The sequence below is a fragment of the Mesorhizobium sp. M1D.F.Ca.ET.043.01.1.1 genome (assembly GCF_003952385.1).
GTDB lineage: Bacteria > Pseudomonadota > Alphaproteobacteria > Rhizobiales > Rhizobiaceae > Mesorhizobium.
On record NZ_CP034444.1, the window covers coordinates 4,513,122 to 4,534,787 of the forward strand.

20 protein-coding genes and 1 pseudogene are annotated in these 21,666 nt (G+C 60.7%); 11 read left to right on the forward strand and 10 right to left on the reverse strand.

Translation table 11 applies throughout. The annotated features are described in order from the left end of the window. The first annotated feature begins 1 nt into the window (after position 1). From EJ067_RS21895 to EJ067_RS21910, 4 genes are read left to right on the forward strand one after another with little or no spacing between them, the layout of a single operon-like run. Positions 2 to 643, forward strand: coding sequence for a 3-hydroxyacyl-CoA dehydrogenase family protein (locus tag EJ067_RS21895; RefSeq protein ID WP_126087323.1), 642 nt, complete (start codon positions 2 to 4; stop codon positions 641 to 643). After that, positions 640 to 1,767 (forward strand): CaiB/BaiF CoA-transferase family protein, encoded by a 1,128-nt coding sequence (locus EJ067_RS21900; protein ID WP_126087324.1) that lies wholly within the window; start codon positions 640 to 642, stop codon positions 1,765 to 1,767. Before EJ067_RS21895 ends, EJ067_RS21900 begins: the two co-directional genes overlap by 4 nt. 57 nt (positions 1,768 to 1,824) lie before the next feature. Then, positions 1,825 to 3,261: a 3-hydroxyacyl-CoA dehydrogenase NAD-binding domain-containing protein gene (locus EJ067_RS21905; RefSeq protein WP_126087325.1), complete on the forward strand. Its 1,437-nt coding sequence runs from the start codon at positions 1,825 to 1,827 to the stop codon at positions 3,259 to 3,261. A gap of 36 nt (positions 3,262 to 3,297) precedes the next feature. Then, positions 3,298 to 4,104: an SDR family oxidoreductase gene (locus EJ067_RS21910; protein ID WP_126087326.1), complete on the forward strand. Its 807-nt coding sequence runs from the start codon at positions 3,298 to 3,300 to the stop codon at positions 4,102 to 4,104. A 205-nt stretch (positions 4,105 to 4,309) separates the two neighbouring features. Here the strand turns inward: EJ067_RS21910 and pcaF are convergent, their stop codons facing one another. The 9 genes from pcaF to EJ067_RS21955 all read right to left on the reverse strand — a co-directional run bounded on the left by pcaF (position 4,310) and on the right by EJ067_RS21955 (position 12,877). Further along, positions 4,310 to 5,515 (reverse strand): 3-oxoadipyl-CoA thiolase, encoded by a 1,206-nt coding sequence (gene pcaF, locus EJ067_RS21915; RefSeq protein ID WP_126087327.1) that lies wholly within the window; start codon positions 5,513 to 5,515, stop codon positions 4,310 to 4,312. Positions 5,516 to 5,666: 151 nt separating this feature from the next. After that, positions 5,667 to 6,659: an NADPH:quinone oxidoreductase family protein gene (locus EJ067_RS21920; protein WP_126087328.1), complete on the reverse strand. Its 993-nt coding sequence runs from the start codon at positions 6,657 to 6,659 to the stop codon at positions 5,667 to 5,669. Between the two features lie 35 nt (positions 6,660 to 6,694). After that, positions 6,695 to 7,006, reverse strand: coding sequence for a DUF4286 family protein (locus EJ067_RS21925; RefSeq protein ID WP_126087329.1), 312 nt, complete (start codon positions 7,004 to 7,006; stop codon positions 6,695 to 6,697). Positions 7,007 to 7,064: 58 nt separating this feature from the next. Next, positions 7,065 to 8,543, reverse strand: a complete 1,479-nt coding sequence (locus tag EJ067_RS21930) for an aldehyde dehydrogenase (protein WP_126087330.1) — start codon at positions 8,541 to 8,543, stop codon at positions 7,065 to 7,067. An 80-nt stretch (positions 8,544 to 8,623) separates the two neighbouring features. Further along, the gene (locus tag EJ067_RS21935) at positions 8,624 to 9,598 is read right to left on the reverse strand and encodes a biotin-dependent carboxyltransferase family protein (RefSeq protein WP_126087331.1); all 975 of its coding nucleotides are present in this window, start codon (positions 9,596 to 9,598) and stop codon (positions 8,624 to 8,626) included. Continuing rightward, on the reverse strand, positions 9,588 to 10,463 hold the full coding sequence (locus tag EJ067_RS21940) for a carboxyltransferase domain-containing protein (protein WP_126087332.1): 876 nt from the start codon (positions 10,461 to 10,463) through the stop codon (positions 9,588 to 9,590). The genes EJ067_RS21935 and EJ067_RS21940 overlap by 11 nt, the downstream gene beginning before the upstream one ends. 7 nt (positions 10,464 to 10,470) lie before the next feature. Continuing rightward, complete coding sequence (locus tag EJ067_RS21945; RefSeq protein WP_126087333.1) at positions 10,471 to 11,844, reverse strand: acetyl-CoA carboxylase biotin carboxylase subunit; 1,374 nt, start codon at positions 11,842 to 11,844, stop codon at positions 10,471 to 10,473. Positions 11,845 to 11,850: 6 nt separating this feature from the next. Next, positions 11,851 to 12,093 (reverse strand): acetyl-CoA carboxylase, encoded by a 243-nt coding sequence (locus EJ067_RS21950; protein WP_126087334.1) that lies wholly within the window; start codon positions 12,091 to 12,093, stop codon positions 11,851 to 11,853. Positions 12,094 to 12,106: 13 nt separating this feature from the next. Next, on the reverse strand, positions 12,107 to 12,877 hold the full coding sequence (locus EJ067_RS21955) for a 5-oxoprolinase subunit PxpA (RefSeq protein ID WP_126087335.1): 771 nt from the start codon (positions 12,875 to 12,877) through the stop codon (positions 12,107 to 12,109). Between the two features lie 210 nt (positions 12,878 to 13,087). Here EJ067_RS21955 and EJ067_RS21960 point away from each other — a divergent pair, with 210 nt between their 5' ends. The 7 genes from EJ067_RS21960 to EJ067_RS21990 all read left to right on the forward strand — a co-directional run bounded on the left by EJ067_RS21960 (position 13,088) and on the right by EJ067_RS21990 (position 21,173). After that, positions 13,088 to 14,002 (forward strand): LysR family transcriptional regulator, encoded by a 915-nt coding sequence (locus EJ067_RS21960; RefSeq protein ID WP_126087336.1) that lies wholly within the window; start codon positions 13,088 to 13,090, stop codon positions 14,000 to 14,002. A 152-nt stretch (positions 14,003 to 14,154) separates the two neighbouring features. Further along, positions 14,155 to 14,727 (forward strand): biotin transporter BioY, encoded by a 573-nt coding sequence (locus EJ067_RS21965; protein WP_126087337.1) that lies wholly within the window; start codon positions 14,155 to 14,157, stop codon positions 14,725 to 14,727. A gap of 50 nt (positions 14,728 to 14,777) precedes the next feature. After that, entirely contained in the window at positions 14,778 to 16,157 is a 1,380-nt protein-coding gene (locus EJ067_RS21970; RefSeq protein ID WP_348639494.1) for an aminotransferase, read from the forward strand. A gap of 212 nt (positions 16,158 to 16,369) precedes the next feature. Further along, positions 16,370 to 17,530 carry an ABC transporter substrate-binding protein gene (locus EJ067_RS21975; protein WP_126089699.1) on the forward strand — a complete coding sequence of 387 codons (1,161 nt, stop codon included), beginning with the start codon at positions 16,370 to 16,372 and terminating at the stop codon, positions 17,528 to 17,530. Between the two features lie 74 nt (positions 17,531 to 17,604). Then, positions 17,605 to 19,155, forward strand: coding sequence for a sugar ABC transporter ATP-binding protein (locus tag EJ067_RS21980; protein WP_245468011.1), 1,551 nt, complete (start codon positions 17,605 to 17,607; stop codon positions 19,153 to 19,155). Continuing rightward, the gene (locus EJ067_RS21985) at positions 19,152 to 20,135 is read left to right on the forward strand and encodes an ABC transporter permease (RefSeq protein WP_126087338.1); all 984 of its coding nucleotides are present in this window, start codon (positions 19,152 to 19,154) and stop codon (positions 20,133 to 20,135) included. Before EJ067_RS21980 ends, EJ067_RS21985 begins: the two co-directional genes overlap by 4 nt. A 69-nt stretch (positions 20,136 to 20,204) precedes the next feature. Further along, positions 20,205 to 21,173 carry an ABC transporter permease gene (locus EJ067_RS21990; RefSeq protein WP_245468012.1) on the forward strand — a complete coding sequence of 323 codons (969 nt, stop codon included), beginning with the start codon at positions 20,205 to 20,207 and terminating at the stop codon, positions 21,171 to 21,173. A 218-nt stretch (positions 21,174 to 21,391) separates the two neighbouring features. Here EJ067_RS21990 and EJ067_RS21995 read toward each other — a convergent pair. Next, positions 21,392 to 21,608, reverse strand: a pseudogene (locus EJ067_RS21995) (nicotinate-nucleotide diphosphorylase (carboxylating)); the annotation flags it as partial. Between the last annotated feature and the right edge of the window lie 58 nt (positions 21,609 to 21,666).

The following is a 21,666-nucleotide window of genomic DNA, read 5'->3' on the forward strand; positions in this document are numbered from 1 at the left end:
GATGCGCTACACACTGGTAAAGAAAGGCAACAGCCCATCGTTCCCCGACGGCGATCCCTTCCTGGTGGCCGCGGTTGCCGACCCGGATGCAGAGATGGTGATCTACCTGTCGGGGACCCGGCTGCAAAGCGACAGCTCGAAGTCTGCTATCCTTGTCGAGCTCGGCCTTGAAAGCCTCGGCTTCCATACAGGCGAAGCGGCAGGAGAAGAGGGCTCCAACATCCTCGGCTTCGCGCGCTATCGGAACGGGGCGGACCTGCCTTCCTCCCTGATCGAGCTCGTCACTCAGCCCAAGACTTCCCCCCAAGCCGTGGCTTGCGCGCGCGCCCTGCTGGAATCGGCCGGGTTCACCGTCACGATTTGCAGCGATCAGGCAGGCCGCATCATCGATCGGTTGGTCCGGCCAAAATACAACGCGGCGCTGCGGCTGCTCGATGAAGGCCTTGCCAGCCAGAAGGACATCGATCTGACCTGTCGCCTTGGCCTCGGTTATCCCGACGGACCGATTGAACGCACGGTGCGCGGCGGTCTTGCCTATCATCATGACGTCTGCAAGGCCCTGTTCGAAAGCTATGGCACCCCGGCTTTCGCGCCAGCGCGCCGTGCCGTTGTCGCTGCCCAGCGCAGGGAGGCAGGCGATTGAGACCACTGCAGGGACTGCGTGTACTTGACTTCTCGACGCTGCTGCCTGGTCCGCTGGCTTCGCTGTTGCTGGCCGAGGCCGGCGCCGACGTCGTCAAGATTGAACGCCCGGGGACAGGCGAAGATATGCGTGGCTACGAGCCGCGATGGGGACATGACAGTGTCAATTTCGCCATGCTGAACCGAGGCAAGAAAAGTCTTGCTCTGGATCTGAAGCTGGACAGTGACCGCGCCGTGTTGGCGCCGTTGCTGGAGAGCGCCGACATTGTCCTGGAGCAATTCCGACCCGGTGTCATGCAGCGGTTGGGACTTGATTACGCGACAGTCTCGAAGATCAATCCGAAGCTTATCTATTGCTCGATAACGGGTTACGGACAAAGCGGCCCCAAGCGCGACGTGGCCGGGCATGATCTGAACTATATTGGCGACACCGGCCTGCTGTCGCTCTCGATGGGAACACCACAGGTGCCGGTCATTCCGCCGGCGCTGGTGGCCGACATTGCGGGTGGCGCCTACCCCGCGGTGATGAATATTCTGCTGGCTCTGGAGGAGCGTCGCGCGACCGGGAAGGGTCGTCATCTCGATATTGCGATGACCGACAATCTGTTCACTTTCATGTACTGGGCGATGGGCAGTGGCCTGGTCACGCAGAAATGGCCTGGCAACGGTACCGATCTTGTAACGGGCGGCACCCCCCGCTATCGCCTCTATCCCACGCAGGACGCCCGATTCGTCGCCGCGGCGCCGATCGAACAGAAATTCTGGGATCTGTTTTGTGACCTGATTGGTTTGCAGCAGCATTATCGCGACGACACGATCGATCCATCAGCGACTGTCCGCCAGGTCACGACGATCATTTCATCGCGTCCCTCGCAGTACTGGCGAGACAGTTTCACCGGTCGCGACTGTTGTTGCTCGATTGTCGCGACCCTCGAGGAGGCGCTGGCCGATCCTCACTTTGCCGCCCGCGGCGTTTTCAGCCATATCGTGACGAACGAGGCCGGCCAGACGCTGAAGGCCTTGCCTGTGCCGATCAACGCCGGGTTCCGTGGCGATGCAGGGCAGCCCCTGGCAGCCCCAATCCTCGGTGGGTTCACGACGGGACCAAGCGGATCGGAGCGATGAGGCAGTTTTGCAACCGAACTTATCTGCGGAAAAATCAACAACAGGACAACCAGCAAAATGAGCGCTCTGTCACAAGATTCACTTGTCGCCGTGGTCGGTGCGGGCGCAATGGGATCAGGTATAGCTCAGGTGGCGGCGACAGCGGGACATCCGGTTGTCATCTACGATGCAATCCAAAGCGCTGCGGCACGCGGCCTCAGGCGCATAGAAGACAGCCTTGCTGGTCTCGTGTCAAAGCGGCGACTTGGCGACGATGAGCGCCGAAGCATTCTTTGTCGGATCAGGCCGGCTGAGAGTTTAGACGGGCTGGCCGGCGCCAGATTGTGCGTTGAAGCAATCAATGAGGACCTTGCGGCAAAGCGCTCATTGTTTGCTGCGGTTGAGGACAAGCTGGAGCCCAGTTCCATCCTCGCCACCAATACGTCGTCCCTGTCGATCCCCGCCATTGCGGCCGGCCTCGCAAGTCCGCAACGCTTTGCCGGCATGCATTTCTTCAATCCTGCACCGGTCATGAAACTTGTGGAGGTCGTCCAGGGACCGGCAACATTGCCCGAGGTCGCCACCACCATATTCGATACCGCTCAGGCATGGGGTAAAGCGGCGGTCCTTTGCCGGTCGACCCCGGGCTTCATCGTCAACCGCATCGCCCGGCCTTTCTATGGCGAGGCCCTGCGCATCCTCGAGGAGGGTGTGGCCGACGTCTCGACGATTGACGCTCTGATGGTGGAGAGCGGTGGCTTTCGCATGGGACCCTTCACCTTGATGGATCTCATCGGGCAGGACGTCAATTATGCCGTCTCCTGTTCTGTTTTCGAGGCTTACTACGGCGATCCGCGTTATCGACCTTCCCTGCTGCAAAAGGAGCTGGTCGAAGCCGGCTGGCTCGGTCGCAAGACCGGGCGCGGCTTTTATACTTATTCCGACGGTGTTCAGTCTGGTATCGATCGGTCCGATGCCGATTCTGCCGCGGTGACTGCGGCCGGCTACCGGCTCGCGGAGCGCATCGAAGGTGTACGCTTCCAGCGCACGGATGGGCGTATGGCAGCCGAGGTCGCGCGAACCCTTGGCGAGCCGGTCATCCTCCACGACCTCGCCCTTGATGCCGTTAGCAGCAGGAGGATCGGTATCGCCGCCTCGCCGGATCTACCAGGCGCGCTGCTGCAACGCGTGATTAATGCGCTCCAGGAAGACGGGCTAGCGGTCTCCTGCCTGAGTGATCACCCCGGCCTTGTTGTGATGCGCGTTGTCGCGATGCTTGTGAACGAGGCCTATGAGGCAGCAATGCACAAGGTCGCGACGCCCGACGCCATCGACATGGCCATGCGCCTTGGTGTCAACTATCCGATTGGCCCCATCGCCTGGGGGCAGCGCATTGGCCTGAACACGGTGCTTCAGGTCCTCGAGGCTGTTCTTGAGCGCACAGGCGACACTCGATACCGGCCGTCGCTTGGCCTGAGGCGAGCCTGCCTGGCCGACGAGCTTTTGTCGGCGTGACGACTGCATTTTTCCTAAGACTGTGAGGTGGGACAGATGACGCGAATGAATGGCAAAGTGGCTTTCATCACCGGCGCCGGCGGCGGGCAGGGGGCTGCCGAAGCCGAACTGTTTGCCCGGGAAGGAGCGTCGCTTGTTCTGAGTGATGTCGATGCGAGCAGGGTCGCTGCTATTGCAGCCAAGGTCGAGAAGGCTGGAGCGCGGGCGATATGGTGCAAGCAGGATGTGACTATCGAGGCTGATTGGGTCTCGGCGGTCGAGAAAGCACAGCAAACATTTGGCGCCCTGCACGTCCTGGTCAACAACGCAGGCACCATCAGCCGGCAAGGGATCGCAAATACTGAGCTCGCCAATTGGAACAGAACGCTCGATGTGAACCTGACAGGCGCGATGCTGGGCATGAAGCATTGCGCGCCGGCCATGCGCGACGCCGGCGGAGGTGCTATCATCAACGTGTCCTCGACGGCCGGACTTGGCGCTCACTATGACGCCGCCTACACGGCAAGCAAATGGGGCCTTCGCGGTCTGACCAAGTCGGCGTCGGTGGAGTTCGTCGAATGGAACATTCGCGTCAACTCCATTCATCCTGGCCAGATTGTCGATACGAGCTTCTACCGCGAAGGATCACCGGGGCACGCTGAATCTGGCCGGCTAAGTGTGCCGATGCAGCGCCAGGGCACGCCGTTGGAATGCGCCCAACTTGTGCTGTTTCTCGCTAGCGATGAGGCCAGTTACATCACCGGAGCCGAAATCGCCATTGACGGCGGTTATTCTGCAGCCGGCGGTCTCTGGTTGCGCAACCGTCTGCGCGACACTTTAGCTGCCAGTTCGCCGCACCCCTAGATGACGATCTGCGGTCGCGGGCCGATTGCTTTTTTCGGCCGCCCTGCGCGGACGAGATCATCCCGCTGGGAGCTGTTGTTCCGGCCTTGCGAAGGAAGTCCGGGGCGCCGTTGGAGAAGACGATGGTCACTCGCACCTCGTGTTGAGTGCGGGTCATGCTTTTGTGGACATGGTCCTGCGCGGCATCACCCGCCCGAGGGCAGAATCAAACCCGCTCCAGCGCGATCGCGATGCCCTGGCCGACGCCGATGCACATGGTGGCTAGCGCATAGCGCCCGCCGCGCTCGCGCAGCTCGAGCGCCGCCGTGCCGGTGATGCGGGCACCCGACATGCCGAGCGGATGGCCAAGCGCGATCGCGCCGCCGTTCGGATTGACGTGGGCGGCGTCCTCGGCAATGCCGAGCTGACGCAGCACCGCGATGCCTTGCGAGGCGAAGGCCTCGTTGAGCTCGATGACGTCGAACTGGTCGGGCGTCAGGCCGAGGCGGGCGCAAAGCTTCTTGGTGGCCGGTGCCGGGCCGATGCCCATGATGCGCGGCGCAACGCCCGCGACGGCACCGCCGAGGATGCGGGCGATCGGCGTCAGCCCATGCTTCTTCGCCGCTGCTTCGGAAGCGATGATGAGGGCGGCCGCGCCGTCATTGACGCCGGAGGCGTTGCCGGCGGTCACCGTGCCGCCCTGGCGGAACGGCGTCGGCAGCTTGGCCAGCGCTTCGATGGTCGTGCCGGCGCGGGGATGTTCGTCTTTCGAGACAATGATAGCATCGCCCTTCTTCTGCGGGATGGTCACCGGCGTTATCTCCTTCGCCAGCCGGCCGCTCTCTTGCGCAGCCACCGCCTTGTCCTGGCTGCGCACGGCGAAAGCGTCCTGGTCGGCTCGGGAGACGGAAAAATCCTCAGCGACGTTCTCACCGGTCTCCGGCATGGAATCGACGCCGTATTGCTTCTTCATCAGCGGGTTGACGAAGCGCCAGCCGATGGTGGTGTCGTTAATCTCGGCATTGCGCGAGAAGGCGGCGTCGGCCTTCGGCATGACGAAGGGCGCGCGGCTCATCGATTCGACGCCGCCTGCAATCATCAGCTCGGCCTCGCCGGACTTGATGGCGCGAGCGGCGATGGTGACGGCGTCCATGCCGGAGCCGCACAGGCGATTGACGGTCGAGCCGGGGATGTCCTGGGGAAGGCCGGCAAGCAGCAGCGCCATGCGCGCCACGTTGCGGTTGTCCTCGCCGGCCTGGTTGGCGCAGCCATAGACGACGTCGTCGACGGCCGCCCAGTCGACGCCGGCGTTGCGGTCGATCAACACTTGCAACGGGACGGCAGCGAGATCATCGGCGCGCACCGAAGACAGCGCGCCGCCGAAGCGGCCGATCGGCGTGCGTATGTAATCGCAAATGAAGGCGTCAGTCATTTATGCAGCTTTTCCTTTGGCGGTTCCCGTTGGCGCCGGCGTGTCGTTAACTGCTTCGGCAAATTCTACGATCGAGGGTTTTGCACCTGCTGGCGTGTAACGCCCGGTAGCGAGATCAGGGTGAAATTCCTTGGTGACCTGGGTTTGCACGTCATCCAATCTTGAGGACGATCTTGCCCTGCGCCTTGCCGTCGCGCAGCAGCCTTAGCCCTTCGGCGAATTCCTCCAGCGCGAACTCTCGACTGATGATCGGATCAATCTTGCCTGCCATGAATAGCGAGAAAATCTGCTCTTGAGCTTCTTTCACCCGCTCCGGAGTCCGCTCGCGATAATCTGACCATTGCAAGCCGGTGACGGCGATGTTCTTTACGAGGAGATAGTTGGCTTTGATCGACGGGATCGTGCCGCTGGCGAAGCCAATAATGACCATGCGCCCGCACCAAGCCAGCGCCCGCAAGGCTGCGGCATTCGAGTCTCCACCAACAGGATCGATGACGATGTCGACTCCATTTCCGCGCGTCAGCGCCTTGACCTCATCACGCAATGCGTCCTGTAGGTTGGATGCACTGAGGTCGATAACCGCGTCAGCCCCGGCTTGTCGCGCAATCGCATCGTTGCCTGGCCCGATAATCCCAGCGATGACGGTCGATGCCCCAAGCGCCTTGGCCAGCTGAATGCTGGCAACGCCGATGCCGCCCGATCCTCCCAAAACCAGCACGCTCTCGCCTGGCTTGAATGAAGCCCGGTCCTGCAAGGCAAACCAGGCCGTTTGGTAGACCAGGCCGAGAGAAGCGGCCTTGGCGAAAGGCATGCCCTCGGGCAACACGAAGCAGCTTTCCTCACGGACCCGCAATCTCTGAGCGTAGGCGCCGTATTCAGTCTGTGCCGCGACCTTTTGGCCGACGCTCAGCGACGCCACGCCCGCCCCGATGGAAGAGACGACACCAGCGGCGCATTTCCCGGGAGAGAATGGCAGGGGTGGCTTGATCTGGTATCTGCCCTCAATGGCCAGAATGTCGGGAAAATTCGCTTCCGCGGCTTGCACCTCAATGACGACCTCGCCTGGCCCTGCAACGGGATCGGGAACCTCTGCGACACGGACCTGCTCGAACGGCGCAAATTCAGATACCCAAACTGCTTTCATGGTAACGTCTCCTGCTTGCGAGGTTGCCGGTGGCCTTAGCGCAGTCGGCGGAACATGGCGTGGCGGCGGACCGAGAGGTGAGGGCGGATCGTCTCCGCCCAACCCGATCTGACCGAGGCCTCGAGCCAGGCTGGCGATTTCGGGACGTCCGGCGAATCGACTTCGTAGATGGCCAGATATTCTGGCGCCTTCTCGCCGTCGGTCCACTCCAGGCGATAGCGGCTCACAGCTCTGACCCCGGGCAGTTCCAGGAGCTGGGGCAGATAGCGATTGTCGTAGAAATCATTGAACCGCCGGTCAAACTCTTCAGGCACGGATAGCTGCGCCAAATACACGTAGTCGCTCATTTCACCACTCCGCTCCCAGCCTCCCAGAGGCCATCAAAGTTGAACATTTGAGGAAACCTCAACCGAGTTTGAAAGGATCTCTCGGCTGGCCGCTGAGCTCCACAAACACCGCCTTGGTTTCCGTGAACTCCCGCATAGCGTCGGGGCCGTTTTCACGTCCCAGCCCGCTTTCGCCAAACCCGCCAAAGGGGGCCATGTAGCTGACAACGCGGTAGGCGTTTATCCACACCGTGCCGGCACGCAACCTGGCCGACACGCGATGAGCGCGATGCACATTCTTGGTCCATACCGCAGCTGCCAAACCAAAACGCGTGTCGTTGGCGATCGCGATCGCCTCCTCCTCCGTCTTGAAGCGGATGACGCTGAGGATCGGTCCGAAAACCTCTTCCTGCGCGATACGCATATCGTTGGTGACATCGGTGAATATGGTTGGCTTGACGAAATAGGAGCCGATATCGGTGACCGCCTCGCCGCCTTCGACCAGACGCGCGCCCTCTTGCTTTGCCATCTCGATTGAAGACAGAACTTTCCGATACTGCGGCTCATTCGCGATCGGCCCCATCTGGGTTTCTGCGTCCATCGGATCGCCCAGACGAATTGTACGGGTCTGTTGAATCAGCTTCTCTAGGAAGTGATCATGGATGCTCTCTTGGAGCAGCAGGCGAGAGCCGGCGGAGCAAGATTGGCCACTGGCACCGAAGATGCCGGCAATCGCACCATTTACCGCGACATCGAGGTCCGCATCCTCAAAGACAATGTTCGGAGATTTGCCGCCGAGCTCAAGGGAGACCCGCGTCAGATTGGCCGCGGCGCTGGCGGCGATGCGCTTGCCGGTCTCTGTGCCGCCGGTGAATGCGATCTTGTCTATACCCGGGTGGTTGACCAGTGCCGCGCCTACCGCGCCACCGCCGGTGACGACGTTGAACACGCCTGGCGGGAAGCCTGCTTCGTCGGCACGCTTGGCAAGTTCAATGGTCGAGATCGGCGTGTACTCGGATGGCTTGACAACAAAGGTGCAGCCAGCTGCGAGCCCGGCTGCGAGTTTCATGATGAGCAGCATTCCCGGCGAGTTCCACGCTGTGATGGCGCCGACAACGCCCACCGGCTCCTGGCGTGTGAACAGGTGGAAGTTCTGGCGATCCGAGGCGAGCACACTCCCGGCAAGCTTGTCCGCCATGCCCGCGAAATAGTAGAAGTATTCCGGCAGATATCGCCATTGGCCGAGCATCTCGCGATAGAGCTTGCCATTGTCGTAGGTTTCCATGCGCGCGAATTCCTCCGCGTCGCGCGCAACAATATCGCCAAGCTTGCGCAGAAGGTGGCCGCGCTGGGTAGCAGTCATCGTGCTCCAAGGCCCGGTCTCGAACGCATCACGCGCCGCTTTCACGGCGGCATCGACGTGCGATGCATCACCATCCGGGACCCGTGCCCAGGCCAAGCCGGTGTAGGGATTGACGGTTTCCATAAATTTTTCATGCGCAACGTCCGCGCCGCCAATGCGCATGCCGTAGTTCTCGATCTTGCCTTCGAAGCCCATAGGTCCTCCTTTGGGCGTCACAGCGGACGCCGCATAATCAAGGTTTGGTAGAAATTTCAGATCACGTAGATGGCTGGGCCTCAGCCATACACTCGTCGCAGCCGGTCGAGGCGATCAGCCTCCTGCCGCCTAGCCGCGAGGGCAGCCGGCATGTCGACCGGTTCGAAGCGGATCTTCTGATGGGGTTGCAACTGGCCAATCAGGTCCATGTCAGCCGCGATGACGGTGCCGAGCGTGAAATAGCCGCCGCCTGACACGGCGTCACGATGCAACACGATCGGTTCGGTGCCGGCGGGAACCTGGATTGACCCGTAAGGATAGCAGGCATCGACAATGTTGGACGGATCGGCGCCAGCGCCGAATGGCTGTTCTCGCGCCTTGAACTCCAATGGCGACCCGCCCCGAAACCGGTAGCCGACGCGGTCAGCGTCAGGCGCCACCGCCCATGTGTCATCATAGAAACGCTGTTCGGCAGCGGGCGTGAGGCGATGGTTATAGAGTCCGGGAAGCACGCGCAGCACCACATCCGCAGGCAAAGTGCGCCGCAGTTCATCCGCTATTGACGACCGGCTCCCCGGCTGTCGTTTGCGCGCCCCGGCGGGCAAACGGTCGCCACCTTTGAGAGGCCGCCCGCCCAGGCCGCCGAACTGGCCATGCACATAGGTCGATCGGCTGCCGAGCAGCGGCGGCACTTCAAGTCCACCCGAAATGGCAATGTAGGCCCTGGCACCGCGCTTGAGAAATCCGAAGGACAAGGTCTGACCCGGTTCGACCTCGAATGCCGCCCATGTGGGCCGGGATTCTCCGTCGACTTTTGGAGGCAATTCGGCTCCCGTAACCGCGATGGTCCTGTGGTCGGTGAAGGTCAGTTCCGGCCCCGTGAAGACAGCCTCCAACGCTGCGTCGCCTTCATCATTGCCGACCAGAAGATTGGCCGCCCGCAAGGCGTGGCGGTCCATGGCGCCAGAGGTCGGGATGCCGAAATGATAGTAGCCGGGACGGCCGAGGTCCTGGATGGTGGTGAGAAGGCCAGGCTTGATAACCTCAATGTCCATCGATTGCCTCCAGCATTTGCTGGTTAGACGCCTTAATGTCTCGCTCGAAGGCGTCGAGCGAGAATGAGGCTGGCGTCTGATGCAGCTGAAAATCTTCGCTCTTCACTTGCTCTGCGAGCTCGTCATACTCGTTGCGGTCAATCGGGCGCATCCGCACAATGTCGCCAGGGCGAAACAGGATCATGAACTCTCGCAGATAGCTCGTCGTCTGCGTCGGATCGTAGATCGGCAGCGGTGTAACGCCGAGCATCTGGTAGCCACCGGCGCCACGCACCGGATAAATCCCGGTAAAGCAGCCACCCTGGGACACGCATTGTTTCGGCGTGTCCGTGCGCGGGCGCACATATTTCGGGACCTGGAGTTGCTGGTCTTGTTCCACCATCTGGAACATGAACGGGCTGCCGGCACCGAAGCCAACCATCGTGACCATCCAGGGCGAACCTGAATGTCTGGCGACGTAGTCGAGCGGGCCGGGCAGGCCGTTTATACGTGCTGCATATTCGAGATCGGTCAGTTGAGGGTTCTGGCGACGGTCGCCGAATCTCGCCATGACCTCGCGTGTCCAGGGGTCATCGTAAAATACGGGAATTTCGAGAACGCGTGTCCCTAACGCCTCTTCCCGGTTTGACAGCGATGCCTCGATTTGCTTGACCTCAGCCAGCAGGTCTTCAGCCGCGATGAGGTCCGGATCAAAGCGAAGTTGAAACGAGGCGTTGGAGGGGCAGATTTCCGTGACACCTCGGATTTGACTGTCGCGGATCGCATTGCAGATCGACAGGGCCGCAAAGAAGGCGCGCAGCGACATCGCTTCGTCCACCTCTACGACCAGATGCTCGTCCCCGCCAAATGAATAGCGCGTCATCAAGATCGTCCTAGGATGCCAGCTTAGCCGGTTCTAATGGCCGGTCTTCCAGCCATCGCTCAAGCCAGCCGGTATGAACGCGCAGCGAGCTGACGTCCGGGTCGAGCGCCAGCCGGCGATGCAGTGGTGCTGTGGTCGCGATGCCGCCAACCTCGAGCACAGCGAGTGCCTGGCGCAGTTTCTCAAGCGCTTTTGCGCGGGTCTCCCCCCAGACGATAAGTTTCCCGAGCAAAGAGTCGTAATAAGGTGGCACGGTGTAGCCGGGATAGAGCCCGGTATCGAAACGCACATGCGACATTTCGGGCAACCGGAGCTCCTCGATCCTGCCGGGTGTTGGCCTGAAGTCTGCGTGTGGATCCTCGGCGTTGATGCGGCATTCAATGGCGTGCCCGGACAGCACGATGTCATCTTGCTGGACAGACAGTGGCTCGCCGGCAGCGATCCGGATCATCTCCTTCACGAGATCGATGCCTGTTACCATCTCGGTGACGGGATGCTCCACCTGGATGCGTGTGTTCATCTCGATGAAGAAATACTCGCCGGTCAGCTCGTCATAGAGAAATTCCAAGGTGCCGGCGCCGCGGTAGTTCACGTGCTTGGCAAGACGCGCAGCCGAAGCGCAGAGTTCGGCGCGCACTGATTCTAACAGGCAAGCGGCAGGGGCTTCCTCCCACACCTTTTGGCGTCGACGCTGCAAGGAGCACTCGCGCTCAAAGACATGGACAGCGTCCTTCCCGTCTCCCAGAACCTGGACCTCGATATGACGGGCGCGTTCGATGAAGCGTTCGACATAAAGGCCACCATCGCCAAAGGCCGCAAGCGCTTCGGCGCTGGCCAGAGGCATCATACGTTCGAGTTCCTCGACCGTGTTGGCGACCCGTATGCCCCGGCCGCCACCTCCGGCGGCCGCCTTGATCATCAGGGGCAGGCCAAGCCTGGCTGCTAGATTGGCGGCGTCCGCAGCGTCAACGCGCCCCTCGCTTCCTTGGACGGTCCGGATGCCAGCCGCTGCGGCCGAAGCCCGAGCGGCAGCCTTGTCGCCCATGGCGCGGATCGTATCGGCCCGCGGCCCTATGAATGTCAGCCCCGCCGTCTCGACCGCGTCGACGAAGTCAGCATTCTCCGACAGAAACCCGTAGCCGGGATGGATGGCGTCGGCGCCGACGGCGCGCGCCGCCTCGATGATCGCATCGATCTTGAGGTAGGATTTGGAGGCTTGGGCAGGCCCGACCTCGATCTTTTCGTCGGCTAACCGCGCCGCAAGCATCTCATGGTCGGCCTTGCTGACCACCTGAGCGGTCGCGATCCCCATCTCACGCGCCGCACGGATGATACGAACCGCTATTTCGCCGCGGTTGGCAACGAGTATTTTCGAGATTCCCATGGCCGGCTACGTCTCCAGTTCATAGAGCGGCTGGCCGGGCACGACCGCTTCCTCATCATCGACGAGGTAACGGACAAAACGCCCCGGCTCTTCAGCTTCGATCTGCGTGAATGTCTTCATGACCTCGATCAGCCCCACCACATCGCCTTTGGTGACGGCATCGCCTTCAGATTTGAAGGGCGGCTTGTCCGGCGACTCGCTCCGGTAGAAGACACCCGGGATCGGCGCTGGCACCGTCGTCAAAGTCATTCGGTTTCTCCACTCAGATCCTTGCCAGGCTGCCGAGGCTTCGTCCGCAATCCGTTATCGCCTTGCGGGCGGCGTTGATGACCGCCAGCACGTTGGGCCCGTCACTGTGAACGCATACGCTGTCGACGTCCATCGGCAGAACCTTGCCCGAGCGTATCGTGAGTGTCTTGTGGGTGATGATCTCGGCGACGCGCCGGTAGACCAAGTCGGCATCGACCGGCTTCTTGTGCCGCTCGACAATGACAGAGCCGTCGTCCTCGTATTCGAGGTCAGGATAGGCCTCCGGCCAAACCGGAACGCCGCGCGCGACCGCGGTGCTGGAAAAGACTTCCTTGCCGGTCGGGCCGGCCAGGATGATGGGAAGCCCGGGTGCAACGGCGGCGATGGCGTCCACGGCCGCTTCAGCGAGCGCCCGGTCGCGCAGAACGTAGAACATGGCGCCATGGGGTTTTACGTGGCTCATCGCTACTCCGGCCTCGGTAAGGAAGCCCTGCAGCGCCCCGATCTGGTAGATGAGATAGGCATGGAGGTCATTCGGGCTGATGGCCATCGGGCGCCGCCCGAAACCCAGCAAATCGGGAAGCCCTGGATGCGCACCGACGGCGACGTTGAACTCACGTGCCAGATTGACGGTATTGCGCATGATGAGCGGATCGCCGGCGTGGAAACCGCAAGCCAGATTGGCGGTGCTGATGAGGGGCATTATGCCGTTGTCATCGGCCAGACGCCAATTGCCGAAGCCCTCTCCAAGGTCGCAATTGATATCGAATTTTCCACCGCTCATCCACGGCTCTCCGTTCCGCTGTTAGGCAATTGGTACGTCCGGTCCAGGCGCATCCGGGCCCTTGCACGCCCCCTGGAGTTGCCGAACCTCCCGGTGTTTCCTGGCCACGCTGTGGCGGCTCCAGAAATCCTTAGCCAATGTGGAAAGCATGCGATAATATTTAATAATGATGATGTTCCATCTGTTTTTTTATAATCCTACGGTGCTGTCATGACCTTTTCTCTGAAGCAGGTCCGATATTTCATTGCCGCCGCGGAGACCGGTCAGGTCAGTCGGGCGGCTATCCAGCTGAACGTCTCACAGTCGGCGGTGACGACCGCGATCCGCCAGCTGGAGGATCTCATCGGGATAACGCTTCTCAACCGCACTTCCCTTGGCGTGACGCTCACGCGTGACGGCGAGCAGTTTTTGCGACGGGGACGGGACATCATTGCAACGGTCGAGCAGGCACTGCACCTTCAACGGGATGGTGAGCGGGAAGTAGCGGGTGAGGTGAGGCTCGGTACCACCACAATCGTTACAGGTTATTTCCTGGCTCCCCTGCTGGCGCGCTTCCACTATGTCTATCCGGACGTCAGGCTGGTTCTTGAGGAACTTTCAAGACAGGCTGCTGAAAAGGCCGTCATGGATGGCCGCTTCGACCTTGCGCTCACGATGACCCAGGATGCGCAGCAGGATGGCGGTCTCAACTATAAGTTGCTGCACAGATCGTCCCGCAGGCTCTGGCTTTCCGCAAATCATGCATTGCTTGCCAAAGAGTCCGTAACCCTCGGAGAGGTAGCCCAGGAGCCCTACATCGCCCTGACCGTCGACGACGCCTGGGACAATGCCCTTCGCTATTGGGAAAGGGAACCCGTGAAGCCAAAGGTCGTCTACAGGACTGATTCAGTCGAGGCGATCCGGACGATGGTTGCCTCCGGTCTCGGTGTGTCAATCCTGTCCGACATCATCTATCGCCGTTGGTCATTGGATGGCCAGCGGGTGGAAACCCGCGACCTGCAGAACAATGTGCCTACGCTCGATGTTTCGATCGTCACGGCGACACAACGCAAACTCAGCCCGGCGGCAAAGACGTTCACAACGTTCATTCAGCGAATAGTCAGCAGCCCGCAGCTGCCGCAGTGATGGATTGACGGCTCGGGACTATGGACAGAGGTCCGGCCCTGCTCTGAGTCCATTATAAAAAAATCAGATAGTACTCCCTCACTATTTTGAATTTTACATTGCTCACCAATTTCAGCAGCATCTGACCAACGCAAGGGGATGGAGCTGCGTCGATGAGCGTTTCCAGGTCAGATACTGTGTCGGGAAGCCGCTATGCGGGCCTGCATCGGTCGGTGGGCCTGTTGGTTGGTGGCGTGGCGTTGGTTACCGTTTCCGCCAAGGTTCAGGTGCCTTTCTGGCCGGTTCCTATGACGTTGCAGACCCTGGCGATCCTGCTCATCAGCGCCTCGTATGGCATGCGGCTCGCCTCCAGCACGCTTGCGGCTTATCTATTGCTTGGCGCGGCCGGCTTTCCGGTCTTCGCGAACGGAGGGGGCCTCCTCTACGTGGCAGGCCCGACCGGCGGCTATCTCGCCGGGTTCCTCATCGGTGCCTGCCTGGTGGGATGGTTGTCCGACCACGGGTTTTCACAGCGGGCTCCCGACAGCGTGATCATGATGCTGATCGGGGAATTGGCGATCTTCCTGCCGGGCGTGGCGTGGCTTGGCGTTCTGTTCGGGCCCGACAAGGCGCTGGCCGGCGGGCTCTCCCCGTTCATTCTCGCGGAAGTGCTCAAAGTCTTACTCGCCTGCGCCGCGATCCGACTTTTCAGAACTCAGCCGGTCGGCAGCAAAACTGGCGTTTGATCTGGCTGGTTACGCACTGGCCCTACGACAAGGTAAGGAAGGGGAAGGCTATGCTGCAGGCCGCGCCGAATTCCATAGAGTCGCGGGACATGCTCTCGCTGATTCATCCGCAAACTAACCTCGCGGCTCACCTGGAAAGGGGACCAGAAGTTATCACGCGTGGGCAGGGCGTGTTTGTCTTCGACAATAACGGACGTCGCTATCTCGAATGTGCGGCCGGCCTCTGGTGCGCAACGCTTGGCTTTTCCAGCGAGCGCCTGGCAAAGGCGGCTTACGAGCAGCTCCGCACGCTGGGCTATTATCACAACTACTGGCATTACGCTCACGAGAAGAGCATCGAGCTCGCCGAAAAGCTCCTGAAAATCGCGCCGGTCCCAATGTCGCGCGTTCTCTTCCAGAACAGCGGTTCGGAAGCCAATGACACCGCCATCAAGCTTGCCTGGTATCATTGGAATGCGCGGGGACGTCCCGAGCGGCGCAAGATCATTGGCCGAGATCTTGGCTATCACGGTACCACGATTGCCGCGATCAGCGCCTCCGGCAAGCCAGACATGCAGCTTCCCTTCAGCTTGCCGCTGGAGCGGTTCATCCATACGCTGACCAATCACTATTACAAGTTCCATGAGGCGGGGGAGACCGAAGAGGCCTATTCCGCACGGCTGGCCCAAGCGCTCGAGGAGTTGATCCTTGCCGAAGGACCGGAGACCATCGCGGCCTTCATCGCTGAGCCACTCATCGGCGCCGGCGGCGCAATTCCGCCCTCGCGTGGATACTTCGAGAAAATCCAGGTTGTGCTGGCGAAGTATGAGATTCTCTTCATCGCCGATGAAGTGATATGCGGCTTTGGACGCACCGGCTACATGTGGGGCAGTGAGGCCTACGGCCTTAAGCCGGACCTGATCGCATGCGCCAAAGGATTGTCGGCCGGCATGCTTCCGATCGCAGCGGTGCTGGTCGGACCACGCGTCTACGAGTCGATGCTGGAGCAAAGCCGCCAGCATGGCAACTTCGCTCACGGCTCAACTTACTCGGGTCACCCGGTCGCGACCGCGGTCGCGCTTGAGGTGCTGGAAATCTATCGAGAGATCGACGTCCTGAGCCGGGTGAGGTCCGCTGGCGCCTATATGCTTGAGCGACTTGAGGAACTGCGTCGGCATCCCCTGGTCGGCGACATCAGCGGCATCGGTCTCGTCGCCGGCATCGATCTGGTCAAGGACAAGGCTTCGAGGACGTTCTTCGAACCTGCGGGCCGCGTCGGCGGGCTCGTTATGCGTGCGGCGCGCGAGCGCGGTCTGCTGGTCAGGGTCATTGGTGACCGCATTACGCTCTCGCCGCCGCTGATCATCACCGAGTCTGAGATCGACATCATCGTCGATGAACTGAAAATTGTGCTCGACCAAGTCTCGGCGACTCTGTCGAGCGGAAAGTAACGAAGTGCCTCGCGGTGCTTTTTGCGAGGCCATTGGGGAACGAAGAATGACCCGTCACAGGCAAAAGTACGGGATCACTGGAGCGCATCCGGCGGAATTTGCTCCAATCTGAAGCGCAGCTCCTGGATGGTCGACGGCGCTTCGCATGAGGTTCAGGCCACCGCTCGGCAGTGCGTGAATCAAGCATGCATACTTCACAATGGGAGACGGAAATGAAGACATTACTACAGCTCGCGCTTGCCGCATCGATCGGCATCGCCTTCGCGCTTCCGGCAATCGCCGCTGAACGTGGCCCCGTGCCGGAAGGTCAGAAGGCGGCGTATGAACGCGTCGACCCTCAGCTGCCGATAGGGCCGAGTCCCTTGGTGAACTTCAAGCCTAAGAAGGGGCCGCCTTGGAAAATAGGCTACGCCAGCAACTATGCCGGCAATGGTTGGCGCGCGGCCATCATGGATGAGTTCACCAACAAGCTTCTGCCGAAATACAAGGCGGCCGGTCTCGTCTCCGACTTCGTGGTAACGCAGTCGGAGCTCAAGGATACGGTGCAGATCCAGCAAATGCGCCAGATGGTCGATGACGGGGTCGACGCAATCATCATCTGCTGTTCCAACGTCACGGCCCTCAACCAGACGATCGAATACGCGCATGACAAAGGCGTCCCGGTGATTTCCTTTTCGGGTTATGTGACATCGCCCCTGGCCATCAACGCCACCGAAAACGCCGTGCAGAACGGCTATATCGCCGGCGAATGGCTAGCCAAGGAAATGGGGGGCAAGGGCAATATTCTTCTGGTGTCGGGCATCCCCGGCATGGCCACGTCCGACAGCTTTGACCTCGGCGCCAAGGAAGCGCTCGCCGACCATCCCGACGTCAAGATTGTCGGCAATGTCGCAGGCAACTGGACCGATCAGGTTGCGCAGGTCGAGGTGCAGAAGTTCCTGGCCACAAATCCCCAGCAGATCGACGGCATCCTGGCCCAGTCATCGAATGAGAATGGCGTGCTCAACGCGGTTCGCCAGTCCGGCCGCGAAATGATGCCAATCGTGCTCGGCGGCGAGGCCTCGGCCGCATGCTTCTGGCGCAATACCCCCGATTTTATCAGCAAGAGCTTCCACTTCTGGCCGCCCCGTGCCGACGCCAGGCTAGCCTGGGAGGTCACGCTCCGAGTTCTCGAAGGCCAGGGCCCAAAGAACCAGTCAATCCTGCGTCAGGCCCTGCCCTACACCATTGAAGATGTGAACGCGGCTTTGCCGAAGGACTGCGACCCGAACTCGACCGACTGGATCGAGCCCAAGGGCGACGATTGGGCAACCTCCGGTGTGCTGGACGCCTTCTTCGAGAGACCGCATGATCCCCTAAGTTGGAAGCCTTGACCGCGGGTGGACAACTCGCACTCCGGCGGAGCCCAACCTCCGCCGGAGTGCTCGACCAGTGAAGGGGATCCAAAGTGGACAATGGGAAAAACTTCATCGAGCTGAACAACATCGTCAAAGCGTTCGGCGAAACCAAAGCCCTGCGCGGCTGCAGCTTTTCTGCCCGTGGTGGGGAAGTGCATGCGATCGTTGGTGAAAACGGCAGCGGGAAAAGTACGCTCGCAAAGATCATTTCAGGCGTGGTGAGGGAAGACGCTGGCAACGTCAGGGTACTCGGCGGCCGTCCGCGCAATCCCATCGAAGCTCAAACGCTTGGCGTGGCCACGATCTTCCAGGAAGTCCTGCTGGCCGATGAAGCAAGCGTAGCGGACAACTTGTTTGTCGGCGCGGACGGATTCCTCACCAAAAGGATCTCCGCACGGGAGAAGCAGTCCCGCACGCGGGAAATGATGCGGCGCTTCACTGGGCGCGACATTCCGCCATGGACACGCGTCGGGACTTTGCCGCTCAGCGTCAAGCAATGGATCGTCATCGGCAGGGCGCTGTTGCGCCAGCCGAAGGTACTGATCCTGGATGAGTCTTCCGCTGCATTGGATCTCGAGGCGACCGAGCGCCTCCATCACGAAATCAGTCGATTACGCGAGGTCGGAGCCTGCGTGGTCCTGGTAACACATCGCATCGCGGAGTTGGTGCGCATCGCCGACAGGGCGACAATCCTCCGTGACGGCGTTGCGGTCGGAACGCTCGACAAGTCTGCGCTGACCGAGCAGAATCTGCTGGCCTTGATGACGCCGCAGGACCGTCAGATCGCCTCGCTTGATCGGCGCCAGTCCCCGGTGATTAAGCCACCGCTGATGACCATGTCCAGTGTGCAGCTGACCGAGAAGGCGCAGACTTTTGATTTCAAGATCGGTCCGGGGCAGATTGTCGGAGTGACCGGACTCGACGGTCAGGGTCACGAGCTGTTTGCCACAGCTGCAGCGGGTATTTCCAAGCTCGAAACCGGTGCACCGCTGATGCATTTGGCCGGTGGCGCGATCCAGGCTTTGCGCAATGCAACCGATGCGGACGCCTTCGGCGTCGCCTACGTATCAGGCGACAGGAAAAGCGACGGCATTTTTCCTAACCTCAGCATTTTTGAGAATCTCGCAATAAGTCTCTATCGCCAGAACACGGGCCCGCTTGGATTGATCAGGCGCAAAACTCTGGAACAGGCTTTTGCAAGCGAGGTGCGCAGGCTTTCCATCAAGACTGGCCATTCCTCCAACAAGATTACGTCGCTCAGCGGTGGCAACCAGCAAAAGGTCCTGATCGGCCGGGCATTCGCGCGGGATCCGCAATTGATCGTGCTTAACGATCCAGCCCGTGGCGTGGATCTTGGCACCAAACGCGACCTTTACCGCGAGCTGCGGAACTACGCCGACGCCGGCGGTGCGGTGATCTACCTCTCCAGCGAGATCGAGGAGTTTCTGGGCTTCGCTGATCGGGTCGACGTGTTCGTCAACGGCAGCCTGTTCCGATCCCTTGAAGGCGACAACATCGCGGAGGCTCCGATCCTGAGTGCCATGTTCGGCCATGCCGATCATGCCGGACTCCAAGCAGTGACCGAAGGAATGGTTCAATGACCTTAGCAGCATATTCCTCGGGCCGGGTGTCCCGCGACAGCCATCTTGTCGTTCCGGCGGCTTTGTTCATGCTCCTTGTCCTGGCCTGCATCGTTCGTAGCCCGGCTCTCTTTACCGGCACTGGAATCGCAGGGGCCGTGTTGGTGGCAGCGCCGCTCGTTCTCGCGACAATGGCTCTCACACCCATCGTGATGGCCGGGCGCGGTGCCGTTGATCTGGCTGTAGGGCCGCTTCTTGGCTTCATCAACGTAACGCTGATCCAGTGGCTGGCCGGCAACGGGATTACGGGCCCGGTGGAGTTCTTCGCCTGGGCCATTGGCATCGGCGTCGCCTATCAACTCTTCCAGGCCTTTGTGATCGTCTTCGTGCGCGTCGCGCCGATCATTGTGACCTTAAGCAGCTATCTCTTCCTCAGTGGGATCAACTTGATGGTGATGCCGCGGGCTGGGGGTGTGGCTCCTGACTGGTTGGCCAGATGGGGCGCTGGCGTCGACCCATTTTCGCCGATCCTTGCCATTGTTGTTGTGGCGCTTGCCTTTTGGGGTCTTCTTACGCGCACGGCGTTCCATACGCATCTGCGCATGACCGGCTTGGACGAGCGCACGGCGTATACGAGTGGCGTGCGCATCGAAGCCGTGCGCTTCGCGGCCCATGCCGTTGGCGGCGTCTTCGTCGGGTTAGCCGCGATCTGCCATACCGCACTGATCTCGTCCGGAGATCCGATCCAGGCAGGCACTTATACACTTCAGGCGATCACAGCCTTGGTGCTCGGGGGTGCCAGCATGGCGGGGGGACGGGGTGGAGCGGTCGGTGCGCTCTTGGGTGCGCTCAACATGTTCATGATTTCCCGACTGCTCGCGACGTTCAATTTCGGTATGTACTCAGGCTACGCCACGCAAATGTCTTTCGGCCTCATCCTGATCGCATCGCTCTTGATCAACGTACTCGTGAACAGCGCCAACGCGCCAAGGATGAGGTAGCAGATGACCGTGACACAGCTATCCATGGACGGAGCGAGGGGCGAGTTGGGCTCTTCTGGAATATCGCACATGATCCGAAACAATCGTGCCTTGGCCATCGGTGTCTGCCTTCTTCTCGCGCTTACTATTGCAGGATCGTTCCTCGTGCCAGGGTTTGCCTCGGTCCAGAATGCGCGTTCGGTCCTGCTGCTTGCAGCGTTTCTCGGATTGGCATCGCTAGGGCAGACTATGGTTGCCCTGCTTGGGGGGCTGGATCTCTCGATCCCGTATGTCATCGGCGCAGCCAACATCCTTTTGCCTGCGATGATCAATGCGGGGTTGCCGGCCCCCATCGCCATCACCATGATCCTGCTGCTTGGGCTGATGGTTGGTGCAATCAACGGAGCGCTCAGTTTCCGGCTTCAAGGCCAGGCCCTCATCATGTCTCTTGGGGTCGGCTTCACGATCGTCGGTGCGACGCAGATCTACACCGCGCTCGGCTCTGCCACTGGGGGCAATGTTTTTGCACCGATACCTGCCTGGCTGACGAACTTCGCTGCTTTCAACGGCCGTACAGTTGGCTTTCCGATACCGCCGGTCGTCGTGATCTGGATCCTGGTGATCATCGTGACAAATTTTGTGGTGAAAAGAACATGGTTCGGCCGCAGCCTCTATGCTCTGGGAGGCAGCCGGAATGCCGCGGCCAGGCTCATGATAAACGAATTTAGACTGTGGGTTGCTGTGCACGCGATCAGCGGCATCATGTCAGCAATGACCGGCGTGCTTCTGCTCGGCTTTTCTGGTGGCGGCTATGTAGCTGTGGGCGACCCCTATCTTTTCACAACAGTTGCGGCAGTCGTGATCGGCGGCACGTCATTGCTTGGAGGCGCTGGCGGTTACGGTGCAACCGTAATCGGCGCACTTGTCCTGACAGTCCTAACGTCCTTGCTGGTTGGTGTTGGATTGTCGATCCCGGCGCAGCAGGCAATCGTGGGATTGCTTCTCATCCCGATGGTCGCTCTTTATGCCCGTATGCCGCACATTCGGTCCCAGGTCTGATACAAAGCCGATTTATGCTCCGCTCGACGTAGATCAAAGGTATTTTCCATGCTTTTTTGTGAGAAACTAAGAAACTTAACTTCTAAAGATGGGGGTTTATTCTTCTAAAGTTCTCAAACCAATATTTTAACGCGGCCGCGCCCTGGCCGTGGCGGCCAGTGACCGCAATGACCGCTCCCTATCGGATACATGCGGCCTTCAATTGAAGGTCGCATGTGCTACCGGCAATCCAGCCCGATATCGAGGATTGGCGCGCTGTGCGTGATCCATCCGACAGAGATAAGATCGACGCCGGTCGCGGCAATCTCCGGTGCAGTCTGCGGTCACCCGGCCGGATGCCTCGGTGATCGCGCGGCTGCCGACCATCGCCACCGCCTGGGTCAGTTGCTCGACGGACATGTTGTCCAACAGCACGGCGTCGACTCCTGCTGCTAGCTAGCTGCTTCACCTGGTCGCTTCCGACCCCTGATAACGGGGCGACTATCCTGCGAAT